Genomic DNA, 25,374 nt, shown 5'->3' with positions numbered 1-25,374 from the left:
TTTGCCAAGATGAAGGGGTGGAGACCTTGCCGCCGGCGGCATAGGTATGGTGGTGAAAGGAGCCCTACATGACACATGCGCTGATCGAGGGCTGGGACACGCCGTTCGGACTGCCGCCCTTCGCTGCGATTTCCGACGAGGATTTCGGCCCGGCCATCGATGCCGGCATGGAGGTCGGGCGGGCGAGGATCGCCGAGATCGCCGGCAACCCGGAGCCTGCGACATTCGCCAACACGATCGAGGCGCTCGAGGGCGCGTCGGCGGGGCTCGACCGGGCGCTGTCGGTCTTCTTTGTCGTCAGCGGGGCGGACAGCACGGACGCCCGCGAGGCGCTGATGCGGGAGGTGTCGCCGAAGCTGTCGGCCTTTGCCTCCGAGATCTATGCCAACCGGGCGCTGTTCGACCGGATCGAGGCGCTTTGGACCGCGAAGGACGACCTGAACCTGACGCCCGAGCAGGCGCGGCTTCTCTACCTGACCCGGCGCGGCTTCGTGCGGGCGGGGGCCGAGCTTGAGGGTTATGCCGCCGAGCGGCTGCGGGACGTGAAATCCCGCCTGTCCGTGCTGGGCACCTCGTTCACGCAGAACCTGCTGGCCGACGAGCGCGCCTGGCGGATGGAGCTGGACGAGCCCGAGCTGGAGGGCCTGCCGGACTTCGTGGTGGCCAACGCCCGCGCGACGGGCGAGGCCCTGGGCGCGGGCGGGCCGGTGGTGACGCTGTCGCGCTCGCTGATCGTGCCGTTCCTGCAATTCTCGCCGCGCCGGGATCTGCGAAAGCGCGCCTGGGAGGCCTGGGCCGCGCGGGGCGCCAACGGCGGCGATACCGACAACCGCGAGATCGCCCGCGAGACGCTGGAGCTGCGGGCCGAGCGGGCCGACCTTCTGGGCTACGACAGCTTCGCCGATTACAAGCTGGAGACCGAGATGGCCGGAACTCCCGCCGCCGTGAAGGACTTGCTGACGCGGGTCTGGGAGCCGGCGCGGGCGCAGGCGCTGGCCGACGAGGTCCGGCTGACCGCGATGATGCACGGCGACGGCGAGACCGGGCCGCTGGAGCCCTGGGACTGGCGCTACTACTCCGAGAAGCGGCGGAAGGAGGACCATGACCTCGATGAGGCCGAGCTGAAGCCCTACCTGCAGCTGGAGCGAATGATCGAGGCGGCCTTCGCCTGTGCCAACCGGCTGTTCGGTCTGGAGTTCGCGCCGCTGGAGGTGGAGCTTTACCACCCCGACGCACGGGCCTGGGAGGTCACCCGCGACGGCCGGCACATGGCGGTGTTCATCGGCGATTATTTCGCCCGTGGATCGAAGCGGTCGGGCGCCTGGTGCACGGTCTTCCGGTCCCAGCAGAAGCTGGCCGGAGAGGTCCGGCCCCACGTGGTCAACGTATGCAACTTCGCCAAGCCGGGTGCCGGGGCGCCCGCGCTTCTGTCCTATGACGATGCCCGGACGCTGTTTCACGAATTCGGCCATGCGCTGCACCAGATCTTGTCGGACGTGACCTACGAGTCGATTTCGGGCACCAGCGTCGCAAGGGATTTCGTGGAGCTGCCCTCGCAGCTCTACGAGCATTGGCTGGAAGTGCCGGAGGTCCTGGCCGAGTTCGCCACACATGCCGAGACAGGGGAGCCCATGCCGCAGGAGATGCTGGAGCGGCTTCTGGCGGCCTCGACCTATGACATGGGGTTCCAGACGGTGGAATATGTCGCCTCGGCGCTGGTCGATCTGGCGTTCCACGAGGGCGAGCCTCCGGGCGATCCGATGCAGATGCAGGCCGAGCTGCTCGACGAGATGGGGATGCCCCATGCGATCGGGATGCGCCACGCGACACCGCAATTCGCCCATGTCTTCGCCGGCGACGGCTATTCTTGCGGTTATTATTCCTACATGTGGTCCGAGGTGATGGATGCCGACGCCTTTGCCGCCTTCCAGGAGGCGGGCGGCCCGTTCGACCCCGAAACCGCCGCCAAGCTGGAGAAGTTCGTGCTGTCGGCCGGCGGATCCGAGGAGGCATCGGTTCTCTACGAGAAGTTCCGCGGCCGGATGCCGGGGCCCGAGGCGCTGTTGAAGGGGCGCGGGCTGCTCGACGCGGCCTGATCAGCGCGGCCGCGTGTCCTCGGGGTGCGGGGTCACGTTGGCCGGATCCTTGTGGATCAGCACATCGGCCGAGGGATAGGCCGCGCAGATCGCCCTGCGCAGGGCCGCGCCGGTGGCGTGGGCCTCGTCGAGTGTCTGGCTGCCGTCCAGCTCGATATGCAGGTTTACGAAGACCCGGCTTCCGGCGCGCCGGGTCTTGAGATCGTGATGGCCGAGCACGCCCGGAAACTCATCGGCGATGCGGGCGATGCCGCGCAGGGTCTCGGGGTCGGCCGCGCGATCCATCAGCGCGTCCCAGGCCGCCCGCCCGATGCGGACCGCGCCGAGGACCATCAGCATCGCGGCGACCAGCGCCACGACGGAATCGATCTGCGCAAGGCCCAGCCGGGCCGAGGCCAGCAGCGCGATCAGCGCCCCCATGTTGGGCAGCAGGTCGCCGAGGTAGTGCAGGGAATCCGCCGCGACCACGCGGCTGCCCGTGCGCCGCGCCACGTGCCGCTGCCAGAGCACGAGGATCAGCGTCAGGACCACCGAAAAGAGGATCACCGCGATCCCCGCACCCTCCGACGTCAGTGGCGCGGGCGTGTCGGACAGCAGGCGGCGCACGGCGGTGACGGTGATCACCCCGGCCGAGACCAGGATGAACGCGGCCTGGCTGAGGGCTGCCAGATCCTCCGCAGAGGTATGGCCGAAAGCGTGGTCGTCATCCGCGGGCTTGGCGGCATAGGCGATGGCCGCGAGGCCCCCCGCCGACATCATCAGGTCCAGCGCGGAATCGGTGAGCGTCGCGGCAATCGCCAGCGACCCGGTCTGATCCAGCGCCCAGAGCTTGGCCGCGACCAGAACGAGCGCCACCGTCACGGAAAGCACTCCGGCGGACAGGTTCAGGTGGTAATGTTCGGGCCGGCTCATGGCGTTGCGCATAGCCGAAGCTCGCGGTCCTCGGCAAGCGCTCGCCGCGCGGCGCGGTCCCGCGGGCCGGTGTCAGTCGAAGACCTCGTCCGGCTCCACCCCCCAGTAATTGCCCTTCGGCGCCCAGCCGCGATAGCCGTCGGCCACCAGACGGCACCAGTCTTCGGTGCATTCGTCGACCCGGGCCACGACCCCGCGCTCCAGCCGCGCGATCTCGGTGGTCCGGCTGTCGGGGCGGGCATGCAGGCTCAGGGTCTCGGCATCGACGATCACGGTGCGGTTGCCGGAGAGCAGCGTGTAGTAGACCCAGCCCCCCACGCCGTCCCGGTCCACCACCCGGCGCCAGTTGTCGTATTCCGCCGTCACCCGAAGGGGCATGCCGCGGCGCATCAGCACCCAGTCGATGCGCTGGCTGAACGACGGGCCGCGCCGCAGGTTGCCGGGGGAGGATTTCAGCGAGACGTAGCGCGGGATGGGGAGTTCCGTGACGGGCCCGACCTCTTGCGGTGACGCGGCCGTTGCACAGATAAGCAGAAGCCCGACGATCTTGACTAGACGGATCATGGTTGTTGCCTGCCCTTGGCTGACATTGCGCATTATGGCTGCGCAATTTTGTTGCGCGGTTCTTGTAGACCGCCCTTTTGCCAGTCAAGGTGCCAGAGATACCTCGGCAGAGGAAGCGAGGGAGCGCAGACCATGCCCACCAAACGATTGAGTGTTGTCGTCACGCGACGATTGCCCGAAGCGGTCGAGACACGCATGAAGGAGCTGTTCAACGTCGAGTTGAACGAAGAAGATGTGCCTATGGATCGGGAGGCGCTGGCCGATGCGATGCGACGGGCCGATGTGCTGGTGCCGACGATCACCGACCGGATCGATGCCGGCCTGCTGGGCCAGGCGGGAGAGCGGCTGAAGCTGATCGCGAACTACGGCTCCGGGGTCGATCACATCGACGTCGCCACGGCGCGGCAGCGCGGGGTCCTGGTGTCGAACACGCCGGGCGTCCTGACCGAGGATACCGCCGACATGGCCATGGCCCTGATCCTCGCGGTGACGCGGCGGATCCCCGAGGGGCTTGCCGTGATGCAGAGCGGCGACTGGCCCGGCTGGTCGCCGACGGCGATGCTGGGCGGACGGATCGCGGGGCGCCGGCTGGGCATCCTGGGCATGGGACGGATCGGCCAGGCCGTGGCCCGCCGCGCGGCCGCCTTCGGCATGCAGGTGCATTACCACAATCGCCGTCGCCTGCGCACCGAGATCGAGGATGCGCTTGAGGCGACGTATTGGGAAAGCCTCGACCAGATGGTCGCGCGCATGGATGTGCTGTCGATCAATTGCCCGCACACGCCGTCGACGTTTCACCTGATGAACGCGCGGCGGCTCAAGCTGATGAAACCCTCCGCCGTGATCGTCAACACCTCGCGCGGGGAGGTGATCGACGAGAACGCCCTGACGCGGATGCTGAGGGCGGGCGAGGTCGCGGGCGCGGGTCTCGACGTCTACGAAAACGGGGCGGATCTGAACCCGCGCCTGCGCGAACTGCCGAATGTCGTGCTGCTTCCGCACATGGGCTCGGCCACGCGCGAGGGGCGCATCGAAATGGGGGAAAAGGTCCTGATCAACATCAAGACCTTCGATGACGGGCACAGGCCACCGGACCTCGTCGTGCCGGCGATGATCTGACCGCGGGCCCTTTGGGGCACGCGAAGGGCGGTGCATTTTCGCAACACGGGCCTTGCGAACTGGCCCGTCTCCAGGCGCGGCGCCGTATCAGGCGTTGTTTCGCATCGGTCCCTGCCAACGCACCGAGGCGCGGCCCTAGCGCGGGCCGGTCGCCTGCAGATCCGGCACGAAGACCGGCGACATGTAGTTGCGGCTGGAGACGACATCGCCAGATGTCGCACACCCCGCAAGGAGCGTGGCGCCGCAGAGCGCGGCGAAAATCAATCGGGACATACTGCTCATCCTCGTGTGTGCCCCGGTTTTCCGGGGTCATTTGAAAACACTAGCAGAATCCGGTCCGCCTGACCAGCGGGCGTGAATCCGTGCCGGAGGCCCACCGTCCCGCCCCGGCCTGCCGACTTTCTTTGGGGGCGATGTCGGTTTTCGGTGCCGAGGCGTCGGGTCATTGTGGCGGCGGCGGGCCGAATTGCGCGATGGAGGGGCGTCAGCCGCAGGGAGTCGCGCACCATGAAGACCCAAGTCAAAGCCCTTGTCGTTGGCGGCGGCGCCGTCGGCACTTCGATCGCCTATCACCTTGCCCGGCACGGCTGGACCGACGTGATGCTGCTTGAGCGCGACGAGCTGACCAGCGGCTCGACCTGGCACGCGGCGGGGCTTCTGCCCTATTTCAACATGTCCTATGCCACGACCCACATCCACGACTACTCGATCAAGTTCTACAAGACGCTGGAGGCCGAGACCGGGCTGAACGCCGGTTTCTCGGTCGTGGGCAACCTGCGCATGGCCCAGAGCCGGGCGCGGATGGACGAATACATGCTCTATGCCGCGACCGCCGAGACCTGCGGGGTGCCCTACGAGTGGATGACGCCCGATCAGATCAAGGTGCGCTGGCCGCTGGTGCGCACCGACGATCTGGAGGGCGCGATCTATCATCCGACCGACGGCTATATCAATCCGGCCGATGTCACGATGGCGATGGCCAAGGGCGCCCGTCAGCGCGGCGTGACGATCGAGCGCAAGTGGCAGGTGGACGGCTACCGCTGGGACGGCACGGTCTGGCATGTGACCTGCACCAAGATGGTCGAGAAGGGCGGCAACCTTGTGCCGTCGGACGAGCAGGTGGTGATCTCGGCCGAGCATGTCGTCACCGCGACCGGCAACCACGCGCAGCGCACTGCGGGCCTGCTGGGCATCAAGATCCCGGCGATTCCGGTGGAGCACCAGTTCATCGTGACCGAGCCCGACCCGGCACTGGTCGCCTATCGCAAGGACCATGGCGAGCATCCCGTCCTGCGCGATGCCGACGCCAAGTGGTACGTGCGCGAAGAGCGCGGCGGCTGGATCCTCGGCCCCTACGAGCGCAATGCGCCCGCGCGGTTCGAATATGCCGTGCCAGACAGTTTCCGCGCCGACCTCTTTCCGCTCGATCTGGACCGGATCGAAGAGGAATACATGTCGATGATCCACCGGATTCCGTCGTCGGAAGAGGTGGGGCTGAAGGACGATTACAACGGGCCGATCTGCTATACGCCCGACGGTAACCCGCTGCTGGGGCCGGCGCCGGGGCTTCGGAACATGTGGCTGGCCGAGGGCTTTTCCTTCGGCATCACGGCTGCCGGTGGCGCCGGGCATTACCTCGCGCAGGTCATGGTCGGGGGCGAGGCCGAGATCGACATGGCCTCGCTTGATCCGCGGCGCTACGGCAGCTGGATGACGACGGAATATGCCGCCCGCAAGAACGAGGAGGCCTATGAGCACGTCTACATCCTGCACCATCCCGACGAGGAGCGGCCCGCCTGCCGGCCCCTGCGGACCTCGCCGGCCTATGACCGGCAAAAGGCGCGAGGGGCGCAGTTTGGCCACGTGAACGGGTGGGAACGGCCGAATTACTTCGGCCCCGTCGATGCGCCCGAGAGCTACGACCACGATGCGCGGTCGTTCCGGCGGGGCGGCTGGTGGCAGCATGCGGTGGACGAGGCGAGGGCGGTGCGCGAGACGGCGGGGCTGATCGACGCGACCGCGTTCACCAAGCATCGGCTGACCGGGCCGGGCGCGACGGCTTTCCTGGACTGGTTTACCTGCAACAGGCTGCCGAAGATCGGCCGTATCAATCTGACCTATGCGCTGACCGCCGCCGGGACGACGCGGACGGAATACACCATCGTGCGCAATGGCGAGAACGACTATTACCTCGTCTCGGCCGGCGCCTGGCACGCCTATGACGAGGATTTCCTCTATCGCGCGATCTGGGACAAGGAAGACGAATTCGGCCGGATCAACGAAGAGGATGTCACCACCCGGTGGGGGGTCTTTGCGCTGGCGGGGCCGAAGTCGCGCGACATCCTTAAGACGCTGATCCGCGATGCAGAGCCCGAGACGGCGCTGTCGAACAAGCGGTTCCCCTGGCTGTCGGCGCGGCAGATCGAGCTGGGGATGGTGCCGGTGAATGCCATCCGGGTCGCCTATACCGGCGAGCTGGGGTGGGAGCTGCACCACCCGATCGAGATGCAGAACCACCTCTTTGACCGGCTGATGGAGGCGGGCGAGCCGCTGGGCATGAAGCTGGTCGGTGCGCGGGCGCAGAACTGGCTGCGGCAGGAGAAGAGCTATCGCGCGTTCGGCAACGAGCTGGGCCGGGATGCCACGCCGCTGGAGGCGGATCTGCCGCGCTTCGTGGACCTGTCGAAGGACTTTCACGGCAAGGCGGAGATGGAGGCCATCGGCATCCGGTCGAAATGCGTGACGCTGCTGATCGACGGGCCCGAGGATGCCGATCCCTGGGGGCGTGAGGCGCTTTATGCTGGGGACCGGCGGGTGGGGCGGCTGACCTCGGGCGGCTATTCGGTGGCCTTCGGCAAGTCCATCGGGATGGGGTATGTGGCACCCGATCTAGCGGTACCCGGCACTGCGCTTCAGGTGAAGATGTTCGACACGCTCTGGCCCGCGACGATCGTCGAGGACAGTCCTTACGATCCTGCCAATGCCCGGATCCGGGCGGATGGCTGAGGCCGTCGGACGACGCTCGTCCCGGCCCTGACGGGCCGGAACATCGCCCCGCCCGCCGTCCCAAAGCAAGGGCGCGGCCTGGGGACAAAGGCCTGCTCGGCGCCACATTCTTTCCCGGCCAGCGACATTCTTTGGCGCGGGACTGCCGTTAACCAATTGGGCAATCCTGCTGGGGAGCGGCGGTCGCATGGCCTTTGTTTCGGAGATTCACTACAGGACCTCGGTCGCCGATGGGGCCGGGGTGCCGGACTACGTTGAAGTCACGGTGTCTGCCGCCGAGATGTCGCGTCTGGCGGATTTCCGGGTGGCTACCTACCAGGCGGACGGTTCCCTGGCGCAGATCGTGGAGCTATCGTCGGTCACCTCGGTGGAGGATCCCGCGACCGGCTTTCATGTGTTCGAGGTGCCGGTCCGCGTGACCGAAGCCGATTTCGGCGGTTCGACGAATGAGGCCGAGGCGGTCGCCCTGGTGGACGGGGGCGCAAGGGCGCCGGTGCTGAGTTTCCATGATATCGGCGTGGGCACCTCCGGGACAACGGCGCTCGACGGTCCGGCGGCGGGCGCGACATCTGTCAAGATCCCGCCCGCTTCTGGGGACACGATCCAGTTCGACGCCTATGGCAACCGCCTGGACGGGCCGATGACGCGCGACAGTTCCGTGATCTGTCTGACCGAAGGCACCTTGATCGAGACCCCTGGCGGAGAGCGGCCGATCGAGACCCTCTGGATTGGAGATCTGGTCCGGACAGTCGATAACGGGGACCAGCCGATCCGGATGATCCACGCGCGGCGGCTGTTCGGAACCGCGTTCCGCAGAGCCCGCCATCTGTGGCCGGTGCGCATCGGAAAGGGAGCGATGGAGTTCGGCCTGCCGCGGCGGGACCTATGGGTCTCGCCGCAGCATCGGATGCTGTTCAGCCATATCCGCATCGGGCTGATGTTCGAGGAGGACGCCGTGCTGGTCAGGGCCAAATCGCTGGCGGCCTCCATGGACCGGGTGCACGTGGATTCGGCGCTCGCCGAGGTGACTTATTACCACCTCGTCTTCGACCGGCATGAATTGATCCGGGCCGAGGGTGCCGCGACCGAGAGCTTTCACCCCGGAGAAGAAGGGCTGGCCTCGCTCGACGGCGCGGCATTGGCGGAGCTTTACGAGATTTTTCCGGACCTGCGCCGCGGAGTTGCCCGGCCCGAGGCGGACTACATGACCCTCCGCAGTTGGGAATTGATGGCGGCCGTTGCGTGACGCCCCAGAAAATTCGCGAATTTTCTGGCGCCTAGCGGACGGACCGCCGCGCCAGCCAGGATTGGAACGCCACAGGTGACCCGTTGAAGGCGTTCAGGTCCGTAGACCCGTCGAAGCCCGGCAGCGTGCCGGTGCCGGAGTATTGCCAGAAGGTCCACGGCCCCCCCGGATAGCGGTCAGTCGGGTGCGCCGCGGTTGAGCGGAGCCAGTATTCGTAGCCGGCAAAGCTGCCCAGATCATTGTCGTCGTAGAAATCCGGCACCGTGTAGATCACCGGTCGCGTGCCGTAATGGGCCGTCAGCATCCGCAGGAAGATCGCCATCCCGGCGCGGACCTCCGCCGCCGGTGGGCGGGCGGTGCAGGTCGGAGAGAACGGTGTCCACTCCATGTCGAGGACCGGCGGCAGGCTGCCCGGTTGCCGCGGGACGTTCCGAATGAACCAGCGGGCCTGATCCTCGGCCGGGCGGCAATGGTAATAGACGTGATAGGCGCCGCGGGGGACGCCCGCATCGGCGGCGGCATTCCAGTGCCCGGAAAAGCTGGGGTCAAGCAAGTCGCCGCCTTCGGTCGCCTTGATCCAGGCGAAGGAGACGCCGCTCTGGGCCGCGCCCCGCCAGTCCGGGTTCGGATCGTAGCGCGACGCATCCACCCCATGGACAGGCAGCCCGTATGGCCGACGCCCCGGCCAGTCATGCGGATCCTCGTCGCCCCAGCCGCGGGGTGGCCCGGCGTAGGCGCGGGGCGACACAGGGCTTGCCAGAGGCGGTGCCGATGCAGGCTCGGCCGACCGGCGGCCACAGGCCCCGACGACAAAGGGGACGGAGAGGCTCAGGAAGGTGCGGCGGGTCAAGTCGGTCACGTGGCAAACCTCTCCGGGCTCAGGCTGGAGACGACATCGACGGGCAGTGCCGGCGATCGGCCCGCCACGAGGTCGGCAAGCAGGGCGCTGGCCGCGGGGCAGGACTGGAAGCCATAGCCGCCCTGGCCTGCGCACCAGACAAAGGCGGGATCGGTCGGCGCAGGCCCGAGGACGAGGTTGCGGTCCGGGGCGAACGTCCTCAGCCCGGCCCAATTGGCCAGCATCCGGGTGACGGGCACGGTCACATGCGCCTCATACCGCGCCAGACCCTCGGCCAACACCATGTCATCGGCCCAGGCGTCCTGCGGCTCGACCGGGTCCTCCTCGGCCGGAGAGACGATCAGCGCCCCCGCGTCCGGCTTGGCATACCAGCCCTCACCGATGCCGAAGACCATCGGCCATCGCGACACGTCGTGGCCTTCCGGCGCGGGGATCCGGGCCATGGAGCGGCGCAGCGGCGTGAACCCGATCGGGGCGATCCCCGCCATTGTCGCGACGTTGTCGACCCAGGCGCCGGCCGCGTTGACCAGGATGCGTGCTGCGTGGGTCTCGCCGCCCGCGTCGACTTGCCAGCCGGCGGATGTGCGGCGGATCGCGGTGACCCCCGCGTCGGTATGGAATTCGGCGCCGTTGGACCGCGCCTCGCGTGCGAAATTCTGTAGCAAGCGGTCGGTGTCGATGTCTCGGGCGCTGTCGTGAAAACCGGCGCGGTCCACATCCGCGGCGAGGATCGGCCAGAACGCCCGCGCCTCCTCGATCGTGATCTGGTCGAGGCCCATGGTGCGGATATCTTCGGCGAAGCCTGCGGCATCCACGGCGGTTCCGATCAGCATCAGCCCGCGCGGCGACAGGACGCCGCCGTTGGCCGTCTCGTGATAGGCTTCGCTGGCCGCGTTCAGGGCGACGACCGGCGGCTGGCCGTAGTTGGCCTCGAACAGCGCGGCGGACCGGCCCGATGCGTGAAAGGCGAGCGCCGATTCGCGTTCGAGCAGGATGACAGAGCCCAGGTGCGACAACCGGGCCGCCGCGGACACGCCGGCGATGCCGCCGCCGATGACCAGGAAATCCCTCATGCTTCCTCCAGCCGGTCCGTGGCCGGCGGCGGCGCCGGCCCGAGGGCCGACAGGCGGGCATAGAGGTCCGGTGTCATGGCATATCCCTGCGCGGCGAGCGACGGTGCAAGCTGCGCCACCGACCGGGCCGAGATGATGGGCGAGGGCTGCGCGGGATGCGCGGCGGTCCAGGCCACGGCGAGTGTGGCGGGATGGGTCCCAAGCTCCGCGGCCAGGTCCGTCAGCGCCTGCGCCGCACGGCGCATCCAGTCGGTGTCGTAGCGCTGGCGATACATCTCGCTTTCGGTCAGCCGGCCCACTTCGCCGCGGGCGTATTTGCCGGTCAGAAGCCCGCCGCCGAGGGGCGAATAGGCGTGGACCGAGATGCCCTGATCCTGCGCCATCGGAAAGATCTCGACCTCGGCCTGGCGTTTGACCAGCGAATACATCGGTTGGATCGCGTCAATCCGGGTGCCCAGGGTTCGGGCGATGGACTGCGCTTTCATCACCTGCCAGGCGGCGTAGTTCGACACGCCGATATGTCGGATCAGGCCCTGATCCTGCATCTCGGCCAGAGTCGAGAATGTCTCCTCCGACGGCGTGTCACCGTCCCAGCGGTGGATATAGAGCAGGTCGACCCAGTCGATTCCGAGCTGCCTGCGGGAGGTGTCGAACTGGGCGCGGATATTGGCGCGGCCCGCCCCGCCGTCGAAGGCGACCTTTGTGGCGAGGAAGACCTCCTCGCGCTCGGGGCGGGCGAAGATGCCGGTGAGGGTCTCGCTCGCCCCGTCGGTATAGCCGACCGCGGTGTCGAAATGGGTAACGCCGGCGGCGCGGGCGGCGTCGTACATCGCGCGGCTGGCGGCCTCGTCGGCCGCGCCGCCGAATTGCATCGTGCCGAAGGTCAGTGTCGAGACGGGCGTGCCGGAGAGGGTGCGTAGGGTCTGTGTCATCGCGCGACGCTGCCACGATGCGGGATCGTGCGGAAGGGCAAAGATGGGCGCGGAGAGGCGCGGCGGCGCTCCTTCGCCTGTCCCGGCGCTGTTGCCGGGCAGGATGCGAAACGGCCCGCCCCCGGTCAGGGGCGGGCCGATCCAACGGTTGCCGAAACGCGGGCGTTTACTGCGGAATGTCGCCCGTGATGCCCTCGACATAGAAGTTCATGCCGAGAAGCGTGCCGTCATCGGCGGTCTCGCCTTCCTCCAGCCAGACCGAGCCGTCCTGCTTGTTCAGCGGCCCGGTGAAGGGATGGTACTCGCCCGCGGCGATGCTGTCCTTGAGCGCGGTCGCCGAGGCCCGGATCTCTTCCGGGATCGCGTCGGTCATCTCGCCGATGCCGACCATGCCGGGGCCGATGCCGTCCCAGGTGTCGTCACTCTCCCAGGTGCCGTCGATCACCGCCTGCACGCGGTCGATGTAGTAGGGCGCCCAGTTGTCGATGATCGACGAAATCCGGGGCATCGGCGCGAACTCGGCCATGTCGGAGGCCTGGCCGAAGGTATAGACATTGCCCGCCTCGGCCGCGGCCGCCTGGGGCGCGGTGGAGTCGGTGTGCTGCAGGATCACGTCCGCGCCCTGGTCGATCAGCGTGCGGGCGGCCTCGGCCTCCTTGGCGGGGTCGAACCACGTATAGACCCAGACGATCTTGAACTCGACGTCGGGGTTCACTTCCTGCGCGTGGATGTAGGCCGCGTTGATGCCGCGGATCACCTCGGGGATCGGGAAGGATCCGATGTAGCCGATGATGTTGCTCTCGGTCATCTGGCCGGCGATGTGGCCCTGCACAGCGCGGCCCTCGTAGAAGCGGGCGGAATAGGTGCCCACGTTGTCGGTGCGTTTGTAGCCGGTGGCGTGCTCGAACATCACGTCCGGGAACTGGCTTGCGACCTCGATGGTCTGGTCCATGTAGCCGAAGGAGGTGGTGAAGATCAGATCGGCGCCGTTGAGCGCCATCTGCTGCATCACCCGCACGGCGTCCGGGCCCTCGGGCACGCTTTCGACAAAGACTGTCTCGACGGCGTCGCCGAAATGCTCTTCGACGGCGAGGCGGCCCTGGTTGTGTTCATAGGTCCAGCCGCCGTCTCCGACGGGCCCGACGTAGACGAAGCCGACGGTCAGCGGGTCGTCCTGGGCCACGGCCATCGTGGCAAGGCCGAGGGTCGCGCTGGCAAGCAGATGTTTCAGTTTCATGCGATTTCCCTTGTTGGTGGAGGTTTGGCCTCAGGTCGAGGCATGGAAGGTCTTGCCCAGGCTGCCGGGTGCACGACCGGCAGACATGACGACAAGAACCAGAATGGTCACGAGGTAGGGCGAGGCCGACAGCCAGAACGCCTGGTCGATCCGCATGTCCGGAAAGAGCCGGTTGAGCCCCGCAAGCACGATGCCGGCGGCAACAAGAAGCTGGCCAGTGATCATTGTGCGTCTGGCGACAGGGCCGCCGCGCAGGTGGCGGAAGAGTTGCACGAGAAGCGTCACGATCCCCACGCTGATGAGGATCGCAGGAAGGATGTTGAGCAGCGACAGCCCGCCGGCCTGGATGTTGAGCTGAAGCCCGGTGATGCCGCCAAAGAGGTAGGCCCCCAGCAACAGCCTCCATGGCCGCCAGGAGGCGAAGACGACGATGGCGAGCGCGATCCATCCCGCGCCGGCTGTCATGCCTTCGGTCCATTGCGGCACGCGCACGAGGCTGAGATAGCCGCCGCCCAACCCCGCACAGGCGCCGCCGAAGGCGATGGCCGCGGTCCGCACCGCGACGACATTGTAGCCCAGCGCATGGGCCGCGGCATGGTTCTCGCCGACCGCGCGCAGGATCAGCCCGGCCCTCGTGTATTTCAGCACTGCCCAGACGGCGGCGACGAGCGCCAGCGAAATATAGACCATGAGGTCCTGCCCGAAGACGATCCGCCCCACATAGGGCAGATCCGACAGGGGGCCGAGGTCGACGCGGGGCAGAGAGGGGGCTCTTACGCCGATATAGCCCTGTCCCAGCAGCGCCGAGAGACCGAGCCCGAACAGCGTGAGCGCGAGACCGGTGGCCACCTGGTTGGACAAAAGGATCTGGGTCAGCAGGGCGAAGAGCAAGGACAGAAGGGCGCCGCCCAAGGCCGCGCCCAGAAAGCCGACCCAGGGGTTGCCGATTTCGACCGCCAGGATGAACCCGCAGACCGCGCCGGTGATCATCATGCCTTCGACGCCCAGGTTCAGGACGCCTGCCCGCTCGGCCACAAGCTCTCCAATCGACGCGAGCAGGATGGGGGTGGCCGCGACCATCAGCGACGCGATCAGAAGGACAGGGCTGAACGTTCCTAGATCCATGCGGCTGGTCCCTTGCAACTGGACGGCGGGACGACGCTCGCCTTCGGCATCGCCCCGCCCACCGTCCCTTTGTTTGCGTTCCGGCTCATTCGGCGGCGACCCGGGCAGAGGCGGGCCGCCTCCACCGCACACGGTAGTGGGTGACAACGTCCACCGCGAGCAGGAAGAACAGAAGCATCCCCTGGAACAACTGGATCGCTGCCGCCGGCATCTGCAATTGCGACTGTGCGATCTCGCCGCCGATGTAGGTCAGGGCCATCAGCCCTCCCGCCAGCATGATTCCGATCGGATGCAGCCGCCCAAGAAATGCAACGATGATCGCCGTGAACCCGTACCCTGCATTGAAATCGATGCTGATCTGCCCCGCGGGGCCGGTGACCTCGAACATCCCCGCCAGCCCCGCCAGGGCTCCCGAGACGCCGAGACTGACCAGCACCAGCCGGGCGGGGTTGACGCCGGAAAATGCCGCGGCCCGGGGGCTCTGCCCCGTAAGCCGGATCTGGAACCCGAGCACATGGCGCGACATCGTCACATAGGTCCCGATCACCGCGAGAAAGGCGACGACCACCCCCCAGTGCATGCCGGAGCCCGCCACGATCTCCAGGTTCTGCGAAGAGCTCCATTGCGCCAGGTTCCGACTGCCTGGAAAGCCGAAGCCCTCGGGGTTCTTCAGCGCTCCCAGCGCCATGGACGCCAGCAATTGCTCGGCTACATAGACCAGCATCAGCGAGACCAGGATTTCGTTGGTCCCGAACCGTACCTTCAGGATCCCAGGGATCATCGCCCACAGAAACCCGCCGAACGCGCCCGCCAGCACCATGAGCGGAAAGATCAGCCATCGCGCTTCCATCGGGTAGAGCGCCAGCCCCGCCGCGGCCGCGAAGATCGCCCCGACGATGTATTGGCCCTCGGCGCCGATGTTCCAGATGCCGGCCCGAAACCCGTAGGACAGACCGATGGCGATCAGCACCAGAGGCGCCCCCTTCACCAGCAGTTGCGGCCGATAGAAGAACGCGAATTCGGAAAACAGCGGATCCCAGAAGATCGTCCGGATCGCCACGAAGGGATCCTTGCCCAGCGCCATGAACAGCAGCCCGCCAAAGACCATCGTCAGCAACACCGCGATCACCGGCGTCGCATAGCTCCAGACCTCCGAGGGCCTCTGCCGCTTCTCCAGCTTCAGCATGTCGCCCCGCCCTTCATCTTGGCGGAAAAACTCCCGCCGGAGGCTCCCTCATTCGGCAACATGCGCGACCTCCATATCATGGGCGCCGCCCAGCATCAGGCCGATCTCGTCCACGGTCAGCCCCGGCGCGGGCCGCGGCTCGGACAGCCGGCCCTCGTTCAGGGCCGCGAACCGGTCCGAGATTTCCATCAGCTCATCGAGGTCCTGGCTGATCACGATCACCGCCGCCCCGTTCGAGGCAAGATCCAGAAGCGCCTGCCGGATCGCGGCCGCCGCCGAAGCGTCGACGCCCCAGGTCGGCTGGTTCACGATCAACACCTCGGGCCGCTGCAGGATTTCGCGGCCGATGACAAATTTCTGCAGGTTGCCGCCCGACAAGGACATCGCGGTGTTGTCCGCCCCCGGGGTGCGCACGTCGAAGCGTTCGATCACGCGTTCCGCGAAGGTCTTGGCCCGGCCCCAGTTCAGAAAGCCCCGCCGCGAGAGGCCTTCGCGCACCCGCCCCGTCAGGATCGCATTCTCGGTCAGGCTCATTTCGGGCGCCGCCGCATGGCCGTTGCGTTCCTCGGGCGCGGCCAGCAGACCAAGCGCACGGCGCAGGTCCGGCCCCTCGGCCCCGACATCGCGCCCCTCGAAAAAGATCATGCCGGGCGCCACCCGCAGCTCTCCCGAAAGGGCGTCCAGCAATTCGTCCTGGCCGTTTCCCGCCACCCCGCCGATCCCCAGGACCTCTCCGCGACGCACATCCAGCCGGATCTCCTTCAGCGAGGTCCCGAAGGCCCGCGGTGACGGTGCTGACAGCGATTCGAGCCGCAGCGCCACCTCTCCGGGCGCTGCGGCCTCGCGCTCGGGCACGTGCAGGGTGCCGCCGACCATCATCTCCGCCATTTGCCGCGCCGAGGTCTCGCGCGGGTCGCAGGTGCCGACATTGCGCCCCAGCCGCAGGATCGTCGCGGTCTCGCAAAGCGCCCGGATCTCCTCCAGCTTGTGCGAGATATATAGGATCGCCGTCCCCTCGGCGGACAGCTTGCGCAGGGTCTCGAACAGGATCGTCACCTCCTGCGGCGTCAGTACCGAGGTCGGCTCGTCCATGATCAGAAGCTTCGGATCCTGCAGCAGGCAGCGAATGATCTCGACCCTCTGGCGCTCGCCCGCCGAAAGGTCGCCGACCACGCGGAACGGGTCGAGCGGCAGCCCGTAGGTCTCCGACACCTCTTCGATCCGTGCGGCAAGGTCGCGTTGGCTCGGCGGGTTTTCCATTCCCAGGGCGATGTTCTCGGCCACGTTGAGCGCGTCGAACAACGAGAAATGCTGGAACACCATCGCGACGCCCGACGTCCGCGCCGCCCGCGGCTCGGCGGGCTCGAACCTGGCGCCGTTCAGCACCATCCGGCCGCGATCGGGCTTCACCAGGCCGTAGATCGTCTTGACCAGCGTCGACTTGCCAGCGCCGTTTTCCCCCAAGAGCGCGTGGATTTCCCCGCGGCCGATGGTGAACGACACGTCCTCATTGGCGACCACGCCGGGATAGGCCTTGGTCAACCCCTCGAGGGCAAGCAACACGTCTCTCATCCGGTTCTGTCTCCGTGATCCCTGTCCGCCGACCGCAGTAGCGCGGCCGCAACCCCCACCGCAATCGCCTGGGGGTGTTTGCCCAGCATAGGGTCGCCTATCGGGCAGGCAATGCGCAATATCTGAGCATTCGAATGACCGAGCGCGGCGAGCCGAGACCGGAACCGCGCCCATTTGGTGGCCGAGCCGATCAGCCCGCAAGAGGCAAATCCGTGCGACAGAAGCGCGTGACAAAGGCGCAGGTCAATCTCGTGCGAATAGGTCAGGATCAGGTGATGCGCGTCCCGGGGTGCATGGGGCACCAGCCGCTCCGGCGCCACCGCGATCAGCCGCGTCTCTCCGTGATCTGCCTCCGGAAACCGGTCCGCCGCGGTATCCACGAGGGTCAGCGCGTGATGGGGAAGGGGCGCGAGGGTCGCCACGATAGCGCGCCCCACATGGCCAGCGCCCCAGATCCACAAGGGCGTGCGCTCCGGCGCGGGCAGATCCTCCGCCCGCGTGAAGGCCAGCGTGACGGAGCCACCGCAGCATTGCCTCAGGCCGGGGCCAAGCGGCAGCGTCCGCTCCAGCGCCGTCTGCCCCTGGGCGAGCATCTCGCGGGCGATCCGCATCGCCTCCCATTCCAGGGCTCCGCCGCCGATCGTGCCTTCGATCGTCTCTTGGCGCACCAACATGGCGGTGCCCGCCTCGCGCGGGACGGAGCCTGCGGTGCGCGATACGGTGACGCGGACGGCGGTCATCCCCGCGCCCGCCCCACCGCGGCCAGAACCTCCTCTGCCGTCGCGGGTGCGTTAAGGGCCGGATCGTCGGGCCCGCAGGCCGCGCAGGCGTCCATCAGCGCCAGCCACGCCGAGATGCCCAGCATGAACGGCGGCTCGCCCACAGCCTTGGACCGATAGATCGTGTCCTCCCGGTTCTCGCCGTCGAACAGGCTCACGTTGAAGATGTCGGGCCGGTCCGAACAGGCCGGGATCTTGTAGGTCGACGGCGCATGGGTCCGCAGCCGGCCCGCGTCGTCCCAGACCAGCTCCTCCGTCGTCAGCCAGCCGGCGCCCTGGACGTAGGCGCCCTCGATCTGGCCGGTGTCCAGCGCGGGGTTCAGCGACGCGCCGCAATCGTGCAGGATATCGGTCCGCAGAATGCGGTTCTCGCCGGTCAGCGTGTCGATGACAACCTCGGTCACCGCGGCACCGTAGGAGAAATAGAGGAAGGGCCGCCCCTTTCCGGCGACACGGTCCCATGACAGCTTGGGCGTGCGATAGAACCCGGTCGCCGACAGGCTGACCCGGTTCTGATAGACAAGCGCGGCGGCCTCGGCAAAGGACATGGACTGCGCCCCCACTATGACCTGCCCGTCCTCGAAGCGCACCTCCGAGGGGTCGGACTGGTGCAGCTCGGCCAGGCACGCGGCCATGCGGTCGCGGATCGTGTCACAGGCGATCCTGGTGGCCATCCCGTTCAGATCCGACCCCGAAGAGGCCGCCGTGGCCGAGGTGTTGGGCACCTTGGCGGTGTCGGTCGCGGTGATCTTCACCATCTCCAGCGGAATGCCGAACCGGGCCGCCGCGACCTGCGCCACCTTCTGGAACAGACCCTGGCCCATCTCCGTGCCGCCATGGTTCAGATGCACCGACCCGTCCTGGTAGACATGGACCAGGGCCCCGGCCTGGTTCAGGTGCGTCAGGGTAAAGGAAATCCCGAACTTCACCGGCGAATAGGCGATGCCGCGCTTCAGCAGAGGATTGTGCGCGTTCCACTCCGCCACCGCCGCCTTCCGCGCGGCGTAGTCGCTGGAGGCCAGAAGCGCATCCGTCATCTCGTGCAAGATGAAATCGGTCACCCGCATGCCGTAATGCGTGGCGTTCTCGGCTTCTTCCTGCGCGGGGGAATGCGCCCCGCCAAAGGCCCGCGCCCGCCCGGTCCCCGACGACACCTTGACCGCCCCGCGCGAGGCGAGGTCCGTCTCGGGAAGCCGCCCTCCCGGCTTCATTGCCTCGTCAATATCCCCGCCGGAGGCACCCGCCGTCCGGGCCGCCGCTCGGTAGAAGTTGAGGCGCCGCAGCGCCGCCGGGTCCGTCCCGAGGTCCCGCGCGACCGCATCCATCACCCGCTCGATCCCGACCATTCCCTGCGGCCCGCCAAAACCGCGATAGGCGGTGGCCGACTGGGTATTGGTCTTCAGCCGGTGCGAGGTCACCCGCATCGCCGGCAGAAGATAGGCATTGTCCGCATGCAGCATCGCCCGGTCGGCCACGGGCAGGGACAGGTCCATGGACCATCCGCAGCGGGCGTATTGAACGAAGTCCACCCCGTGCAGCCGGCCGCTCTCGTCGAAGCCCACGTCGTACTCGATCCGGAAATCGTGCCGCTTGCCGGTGATGATCATGTCGTCGTCGCGGTCATAGCGCATCTTGCAGGGCTTGCCCGTCCGCTGCGCCGCCACGGCACAGGCCACCGCCAGCGCGTTGCCCTGGCTTTCCTTGCCGCCGAAGCCGCCGCCCATCCGGCGGCTCTCGACCCGGACCGCGTGCATCGGCACGCCCAGCGCCTCGGCGACCTTGTGCTGGATCTCGGTCGGGTGCTGGGTCGAGCTCGACACCAGCATGTCGCCGCCCTCCTGCGGCAGCGCCAGGGCCGCCTGGCCCTCGAGGTAGAAATGTTCTTGCCCGCCCAGCTCCAGCCGCCCGGTCAGCCTGCGGGGCGCCCCGGACAGCGCCGCGGCGACGTCGCCCCGGGACCAGACGACGGGCCCGCCCTCGAATCGGCTGTCTTCGGCCAGGGCCTCGTCCACGGTCAGGATCGGCGTCTCTTCGGCGATCTCCACCGCGCCGAGACGGGCGGCGGCCCGCGCCGCCAGATGACTGCGGGCAACCACCAGAAAGATCGGCTGGCCCACATAATTCACGGTCCCGTCCGACAGCAAAGGCTCGTCGTGGACCGAGGGCGAGACGTCGTTGGCGAAGGGCAGGTCCCCGGCGGTCAGGACCGCAATGACACCGGGGGCCGACCGCACCGCGTCAAGATCCAGCGCGGTGATCCGCCCTCGCGCGACCGTGGACAGCCCAAAGGCCAGATGCAGGCAATCGGCCGGCATCGGCACATCGTCGATATACCGCGCGGTCCCGGCGACATGCAGCGACGCGGCGTCATGGGGCAGGGGCTTTGCAACGCTCATGGCCGCACCTCCAGAACCGACACCGTCTCGCCGGCGAGATCCCGATGATACCTTTGCAACAGCCCCTGAGCGACCTCCAGCCGATAGGCCGCCGAGGCGCGCATGTCCGACATCGGTGTGAAATCCTGCGCCATCATAGGCGCCGCAGCGGCGATGGTCTCGGCCGTCCAGGGCTGTCCCACGAGGGCGGCTTCGACATGGGCGGCCCGCTTGGGCACGCCGGCCATTCCGCCGAAGGCGATCCGCGCCGCCGCCACCAGGCCTGCCTCGACCGTGACGTTGAAACAGCCGCAGAGAGCCGAGATGTCCTGGTCGAACCGCTTGGAGATCTTGTAGCAGCGCAGCGCCTCCGCCCCGAGCGGCATGGTCACGGCCTCGACGAACTCGCCCGGCTGCCGGTCCTGCTTGCCGTAGTCGAGGAAGAAATCCTCGATCGGCAGGTCCCGCCGCACGTCGCCGCGCCGAAGGTGCAGCACCGCATCCAGCGCTATCAGGGCCGGCGGGTTGTCCCCGATGGGCGAGCCGTTGGCGATGTTGCCGCCGATGGTGGCCGCGTTGCGCACCTGGTCCGAACCGTAGCGCCGGATCAGCTCGGCATAGGACGGGTAATGCGGCGCCACCAGCTGCAGCAGATCGGACATGGGCACTCCGGCCCCGATCCGAAGCCCGCCGGGCACCTCGTCGACGTGTCGGAGGTCGGCGCAGCGATTGAGAAAGGCGACATCGCCAAGCTCGCGGAACTCCTTTGTGACCCACAGGCCCACATCGGTCGCCCCGGCGATCAGCGTGGCGTCGGGATGGGCCAGATACCAGGCCGCCAGCTCCTTCACCGTCTCGGGCGCGACCGGCCCTGACGCCGATGCGCCGCCGCCCTTGGCCACCAGATCCGCGTCGCCTGTCATCCACTGCGGCACCGGGGCCGTGGCCGAGGCCTCGGCGGCCCGCACGATCGGGGCATAGCCGGTGCAACGGCAGAGATTGCCCGCGACCACGTCGTCGTGATCCCGCCGCCCGTTGAGATGCCCGACCGCCATGGAGACGATGAACCCCGGCGTGCAGAACCCGCACTGGCTGCCGTGCAGCGCGACCATGTTCTCCTGGACGGGATGTATCTCGCCCGCGGGCCCCGAGATCCCCTCGACCGTGCGGACCGCCTTGCCCTCGAGCTGTGGCAGGAACAGGATGCAAGCATTCAGCGCCCGCGATCCGGCCGTGTCGGTGACCATGACCGAACAGGCGCCGCAATCGCCCTCGTTGCAGCCCTCCTTGGTGCCTTTCAGCCCCTGCTCTTCGCGCAGCCAGTCAAGCAGGGTCAGCGTCGGGCCGCCCTCTGCCGAGACCGGCTTGCCATTCAGCCAGAAAGAAACTGTCATCCGAAGGACCCAACCGCGTTACATGTCTCTACGGGATCGGCGCGCCGTCGATGCGGTGTAGGCCGCGCGCCCCCGGTTTGAGATGCGATGAAACCGGGCAGTTGCCGGTTTTGCAAGCCCGGGTTGCGTCGCACCTGGCGTTCCGCGGTGGTCCGAGGTCCCGTTGCGCCCGATCCGACCGCCGCCGCACCGGGGCGCGCCGGGTTTTCGGGCGGTTTGACTTCCGCGCAAGGGCCCCCGGCGGACCGACGACATCTTGGCGCTTCACCCTTGTCGCGCCCCGACATACGGTAGGCGCATGACCCAGAGCCCCCGATTCATCCACCTGCGCACCCATACCGAATACTCGCTGCTCGAAGGCGCGGTTCCGGTCAAGAAACTGTCCGATCTGGCCGCCGGCATGGACATGCCGGCCGTCGCCGTGACCGACAGCAACAACATGTTCTGCGCGCTCGAGTTTTCCGAATATGCCACCAAGGCGGGCGTGCAGCCGATCATCGGGTGCCAGATCGACCTCGCCTATATCCCGCCCGAGCCGGGCAAGCGCCCCGAGGCGCCCGCGCCGGTCGTGCTTCTGGCGCAGGACGACGCCGGATACCAGAATTTGATGAAGCTGAATTCCTGCGCCTATCTCGACGGGCGCGGAGAATGGCCGCAGGTAATGCTGGAAGAGCTCGCTGCCCATGCGGCGGGCGTGATCTGCCTGACCGGCGGCCCCGATGGCCCGGTCGGCCGGCTGTTGCGCGGCGGTCAGCGGCCGAAGGCGCAGGCGCTGATGGAACGTCTGGCGGCGATCTTCGGCGACCGCCTCTATGTCGAGCTTCAGCGCCACCCCGGCGACGATGGCCTGCCCGAGGCAGAACGCCTGTCGGAACGGGGCCACGTGGAGATGGCCTATGCCATGGGCCTGCCGCTGGTCGCGACCAACGACGTCTATTTCCCGAAATCGGCCCTCTACGAGGCCCACGACGCGCTGATCTGCATCGCCGAGGGCGCCTATGTCGACCAGCAGGAACCGCGCCGCCGGTTGACGCCGCAGCATTACTTCAAATCGCCGCAGGAAATGGCCACGCTGTTCGCCGACCTGCCCGAGGCGCTGGAGAACACCGTCGAGATCGCCCGCCGCTGTGCGGTCAAATCGGTCAAGCGCGACCCGATCCTGCCCCGGTTCGCCGATGACGAGGTGGAGGAACTGCGCCGGCAGGCCAACGCCGGCCTGCAGGACCGGCTGGCTGTCATTCCGCATGCGGCCAGCGTCGAGGACTATCAGAAGCGCCTCGATTTCGAATTGGACATCATCGAGGGCATGGGCTTTCCGGGCTACTTCCTGATCGTGGCCGATTTCATCAAATGGGCCAAGGATCACGACATCCCCGTCGGGCCGGGCCGGGGGTCTGGCGCGGGGTCTCTCGTGGCCTATGCGCTGACGATCACCGACCTGGATCCGCTGCGCTACGCCCTGCTGTTCGAACGGTTCCTGAACCCCGAGCGGGTGTCGATGCCCGATTTCGACATCGACTTCTGCATGGACCGCCGCGAGGAGGTCATCACCTACGTGCAGCGGAAATACGGCCGCGACCGGGTGGCGCAGATCATCACCTTCGGGGCGCTCTTGTCGAAAGCGGCCGTCAGGGACGTCGGCCGTGTGCTGCAGTTGCCATACGGTCAGGTCGACAAGCTGTCGAAGATGATCCCTGTCGAGGGCGTCAAGCCGGTCAGCATCGAGAAGGCGTTGGCGGACGAACCGCGCCTGCGCGATGCCGCCAAGAACGAAGAAGTCGTGCAGCGGCTTCTGACCTACGGCCAGCAGGTCGAGGGCCTGCTGCGCAACGCCTCGACCCACGCCGCGGGCGTGGTGATCGGCGACCGGCCGCTGGACGAGCTTGTGCCGCTCTACCAGGATCCCCGGTCCGAGATGCCCGCCACCCAGTTCAACATGAAATGGGTGGAACAGGCCGGGTTGGTGAAGTTCGACTTTCTCGGCCTCAAGACGCTGACCGTGATCCAGAACGCGGTGGACCTGATCCTGAAATCCGGCCGCAACCTGCACGAGGCCGCCGACGGCACGCAGCTTTATCAGCCCGCGCCCGGCGGCGAGAATCAGATGAACCTGATCCCGCTGGATGACGAGCCGACCTACGACCTCTATTCCGCCGCGCGGACGGTCGCCGTGTTCCAGGTGGAAAGCTCGGGGATGATGGACGCGCTGCGGCGGATGAAACCGACCTGCATCGAGGATATCGTGGCGCTGGTCGCGCTCTACCGGCCCGGCCCGATGGAGAACATCCCGAAATATTGCGAGGTCAAGAACGGCATCTCCGATCGTGACATGCTGCACCCTTCGGTGGATCACATCCTGGACGAGACCCAGGGCATCATCGTCTACCAGGAACAGGTGATGCAGATCGCGCAGGAGATGGCGGGCTATTCTCTCGGCGGCGCAGACCTGCTGCGCCGGGCCATGGGCAAGAAGATCCAGGCCGCGATGGACGCCGAAAAGCCCAAGTTCCTCGAGGGCAGCGCGAAGAACGGCGTCGAAAAGAAGAAGGCGCAAGAGGTCTGGGACCTTCTCGACAAGTTCGCCAACTACGGCTTCAACAAGTCCCACGCGGCGGCCTACGCGGTCGTCAGCTACCAGACGGCGTGGCTCAAGACGAACCACCCGGTGGAGTTCATGGCCGGGGTCATGAACTGCGACCTGCACCTGACCGACAAGCTTGGCGTCTATTTCCAGGAGGTCAAGAAAGGCCTCGGCCTGCCCTGGGCGCCGCCTTGCGTGAACCGCTCGGACGCGACCTTCGATGTTCAGGACGGCACTCTGGTCTACGCGCTGGGCGCGCTCAAGAATGTCGGCGTCGAGGCCATGCGCCTGATCGTCGAGGCCCGCGCCGCGGAGGGCGCCGCCCGCCCCTTCCGCAATTTGTTCGACTTCGCCCGCCGCGTCGACCTCAAGCGGGTGGGCAAGCGCAGCCTCGAGATGCTCGCCCGCGCCGGGGCCTTCGACGAGCTCGACCCGAACCGCCGCCGCGTGTTCGAGAGCCTCGACGGGCTGACCAACTACTCCGCCGCGATCCACGAGCAACGCGCGAGCAACCAATCCTCGCTCTTTGGCGATGCGGGCGACGACCTGCCAGAGCCGCGCCTGTCTTCGGTGCCCGACTGGCTGCCCGCCGAACGGCTGGCCGAAGAGTTCAAGGCGGTCGGCTTCTACCTTTCCGGCCACCCGCTTGACGATTACCTCGGCCCCCTGCGGCGCAAGCAGGTCATGACCCTGGACGAGGTGATGGCCAGGGCCGAACGGGGCGCGGCGATCGTCAAGATGGCGGGCACCGTGGCCTCCAAGCAAGAGCGCAAGTCGGCGCGGGGCAACCGATTTGCCTTCGTCGCGCTGTCGGATCCGACGGGCCAGTACGAGGTCACCATGTTCTCGGACACGCTGGAGGCCGGGCGCGATTTCCTCGAAAGCGGCTCGCAGGTGGTTCTGCAGGTCGAGGCGACGATGGAATCCGACCAGCTCAAGCTGCTGGCCCGTTCTGTCTCGCCGATCGACGTGGTCGTCGCCGAGGCCGGCAGCACGGGCTTCAAGGTCTATGTCGAGGCGGCCGAAGCCGTTGCCTCGGTGGCGGCCGTGCTTGAAAATGCCCGGGCGGACGGGACGCGGGGCGGGCGGGGCCCAATCCTGTTTTGCCTGATGGATCCAAGCTTGCCGGGCGAGGTGGAGCTGGACCTCGGCGGCGAGTTCCCGGTCACCCCGCAGATCAAGGGGGCGCTGCGCTCACTGCCCGGTGTGCTCGAGGTGCACGAGGTCTGAAAGCGCCCCCCGGCCGCGCACGTTGCGCCGGAGACTCGGTCGCTGGCGAACAAATGCCGACCGTGGGTCACCCGTTTACCCACAGGCG

At 67.5% G+C, this 25,374-nt stretch carries 18 protein-coding genes; 5 read left to right on the top strand and 13 right to left on the bottom strand.

Annotated elements, in window-relative coordinates:
* Window positions 1-68: 68 nt before the first annotated feature.
* Window positions 69-2,096, top strand: coding sequence for a M3 family metallopeptidase (locus ROA7023_RS07245; RefSeq protein ID WP_085878340.1), 2,028 nt, complete (start codon window positions 69-71; stop codon window positions 2,094-2,096).
* On the opposite strand, the gene ROA7023_RS07240 is transcribed toward ROA7023_RS07245, so the two are convergent.
* Window positions 2,097-3,008 (bottom strand): cation diffusion facilitator family transporter, encoded by a 912-nt coding sequence (locus ROA7023_RS07240; protein ID WP_085878373.1) that lies wholly within the window; start codon window positions 3,006-3,008, stop codon window positions 2,097-2,099. It abuts the gene before it with no gap.
* Window positions 3,009-3,080: 72 nt separating this feature from the next.
* Window positions 3,081-3,572, bottom strand: coding sequence for an SH3 domain-containing protein (locus ROA7023_RS07235; protein ID WP_085878372.1), 492 nt, complete (start codon window positions 3,570-3,572; stop codon window positions 3,081-3,083).
* A gap of 132 nt (window positions 3,573-3,704) precedes the next feature.
* Between ROA7023_RS07235 and ROA7023_RS07230 the strand changes: the two genes are divergently transcribed.
* The gene (locus ROA7023_RS07230) at window positions 3,705-4,691 is read left to right on the top strand and encodes a 2-hydroxyacid dehydrogenase (RefSeq protein ID WP_085878339.1); all 987 of its coding nucleotides are present in this window, start codon (window positions 3,705-3,707) and stop codon (window positions 4,689-4,691) included.
* 135 nt (window positions 4,692-4,826) lie between these two features.
* Here ROA7023_RS07230 and ROA7023_RS24370 read toward each other — a convergent pair whose 3' ends face one another.
* A complete protein-coding gene (locus ROA7023_RS24370; RefSeq protein ID WP_159458455.1) occupies window positions 4,827-4,964 on the bottom strand; it encodes a hypothetical protein in 138 nt (45 codons plus the stop codon).
* 234 nt (window positions 4,965-5,198) lie between these two features.
* Here ROA7023_RS24370 and ROA7023_RS07225 point away from each other — a divergent pair, with 234 nt between their 5' ends.
* The gene (locus ROA7023_RS07225; RefSeq protein ID WP_085878338.1) at window positions 5,199-7,697 is read left to right on the top strand and encodes a GcvT family protein; all 2,499 of its coding nucleotides are present in this window, start codon (window positions 5,199-5,201) and stop codon (window positions 7,695-7,697) included.
* Between the two features lie 187 nt (window positions 7,698-7,884).
* The gene (locus tag ROA7023_RS07220; RefSeq protein WP_085878337.1) at window positions 7,885-8,943 is read left to right on the top strand and encodes a Hint domain-containing protein; all 1,059 of its coding nucleotides are present in this window, start codon (window positions 7,885-7,887) and stop codon (window positions 8,941-8,943) included.
* Between the two features lie 31 nt (window positions 8,944-8,974).
* On the opposite strand, the gene ROA7023_RS07215 is transcribed toward ROA7023_RS07220, so the two are convergent.
* The 10 genes from ROA7023_RS07215 to xdhA all read right to left on the bottom strand — a co-directional run bounded on the left by ROA7023_RS07215 (window position 8,975) and on the right by xdhA (window position 21,475).
* Window positions 8,975-9,793 carry a glycoside hydrolase family 25 protein gene (locus ROA7023_RS07215; RefSeq protein WP_085878371.1) on the bottom strand — a complete coding sequence of 273 codons (819 nt, stop codon included), beginning with the start codon at window positions 9,791-9,793 and terminating at the stop codon, window positions 8,975-8,977.
* 5 nt (window positions 9,794-9,798) lie between these two features.
* Window positions 9,799-10,875, bottom strand: a complete 1,077-nt coding sequence (locus tag ROA7023_RS07210; RefSeq protein WP_085878336.1) for an NAD(P)/FAD-dependent oxidoreductase — start codon at window positions 10,873-10,875, stop codon at window positions 9,799-9,801.
* On the bottom strand, window positions 10,872-11,807 hold the full coding sequence (locus tag ROA7023_RS07205) for an aldo/keto reductase (RefSeq protein WP_085878335.1): 936 nt from the start codon (window positions 11,805-11,807) through the stop codon (window positions 10,872-10,874). The genes ROA7023_RS07210 and ROA7023_RS07205 overlap by 4 nt, the downstream gene beginning before the upstream one ends.
* A 166-nt stretch (window positions 11,808-11,973) precedes the next feature.
* Window positions 11,974-13,044: a BMP family ABC transporter substrate-binding protein gene (locus ROA7023_RS07200; protein ID WP_085878334.1), complete on the bottom strand. Its 1,071-nt coding sequence runs from the start codon at window positions 13,042-13,044 to the stop codon at window positions 11,974-11,976.
* A 30-nt stretch (window positions 13,045-13,074) separates the two neighbouring features.
* On the bottom strand, window positions 13,075-14,169 hold the full coding sequence (locus ROA7023_RS07195) for an ABC transporter permease (RefSeq protein ID WP_085878333.1): 1,095 nt from the start codon (window positions 14,167-14,169) through the stop codon (window positions 13,075-13,077).
* A gap of 85 nt (window positions 14,170-14,254) precedes the next feature.
* Window positions 14,255-15,355 carry an ABC transporter permease gene (locus tag ROA7023_RS07190; protein WP_085878332.1) on the bottom strand — a complete coding sequence of 367 codons (1,101 nt, stop codon included), beginning with the start codon at window positions 15,353-15,355 and terminating at the stop codon, window positions 14,255-14,257.
* Between the two features lie 48 nt (window positions 15,356-15,403).
* Window positions 15,404-16,927 carry an ABC transporter ATP-binding protein gene (locus ROA7023_RS07185; RefSeq protein ID WP_085878331.1) on the bottom strand — a complete coding sequence of 508 codons (1,524 nt, stop codon included), beginning with the start codon at window positions 16,925-16,927 and terminating at the stop codon, window positions 15,404-15,406.
* Entirely contained in the window at window positions 16,924-17,667 is a 744-nt protein-coding gene (xdhC, locus tag ROA7023_RS07180) for a xanthine dehydrogenase accessory protein XdhC (RefSeq protein WP_085878330.1), read from the bottom strand. The genes ROA7023_RS07185 and xdhC overlap by 4 nt, the downstream gene beginning before the upstream one ends.
* Window positions 17,664-20,102, bottom strand: coding sequence for a xanthine dehydrogenase molybdopterin binding subunit (gene xdhB / locus ROA7023_RS07175; RefSeq protein WP_085878329.1), 2,439 nt, complete (start codon window positions 20,100-20,102; stop codon window positions 17,664-17,666). The genes xdhC and xdhB overlap by 4 nt, the downstream gene beginning before the upstream one ends.
* Complete coding sequence (gene xdhA, locus ROA7023_RS07170; RefSeq protein ID WP_085878328.1) at window positions 20,099-21,475, bottom strand: xanthine dehydrogenase small subunit; 1,377 nt, start codon at window positions 21,473-21,475, stop codon at window positions 20,099-20,101. Before xdhA ends, xdhB begins: the two co-directional genes overlap by 4 nt.
* Before the next feature lie 298 nt (window positions 21,476-21,773).
* Between xdhA and dnaE the strand changes: the two genes are divergently transcribed.
* Window positions 21,774-25,286 carry a DNA polymerase III subunit alpha gene (gene dnaE / locus ROA7023_RS07165; protein ID WP_085878327.1) on the top strand — a complete coding sequence of 1,171 codons (3,513 nt, stop codon included), beginning with the start codon at window positions 21,774-21,776 and terminating at the stop codon, window positions 25,284-25,286.
* Window positions 25,287-25,374: the final 88 nt, after the last annotated feature.

Origin of the sequence: Roseisalinus antarcticus, from assembly GCF_900172355.1 — a bacterium.
Classification (GTDB): Bacteria; Pseudomonadota; Alphaproteobacteria; order Rhodobacterales; family Rhodobacteraceae; genus Oceanicola; species Oceanicola antarcticus_A.
Note: the sequence above shows the minus strand (reverse complement) of the source record. Positions and strands in the feature narration are given on the sequence as shown.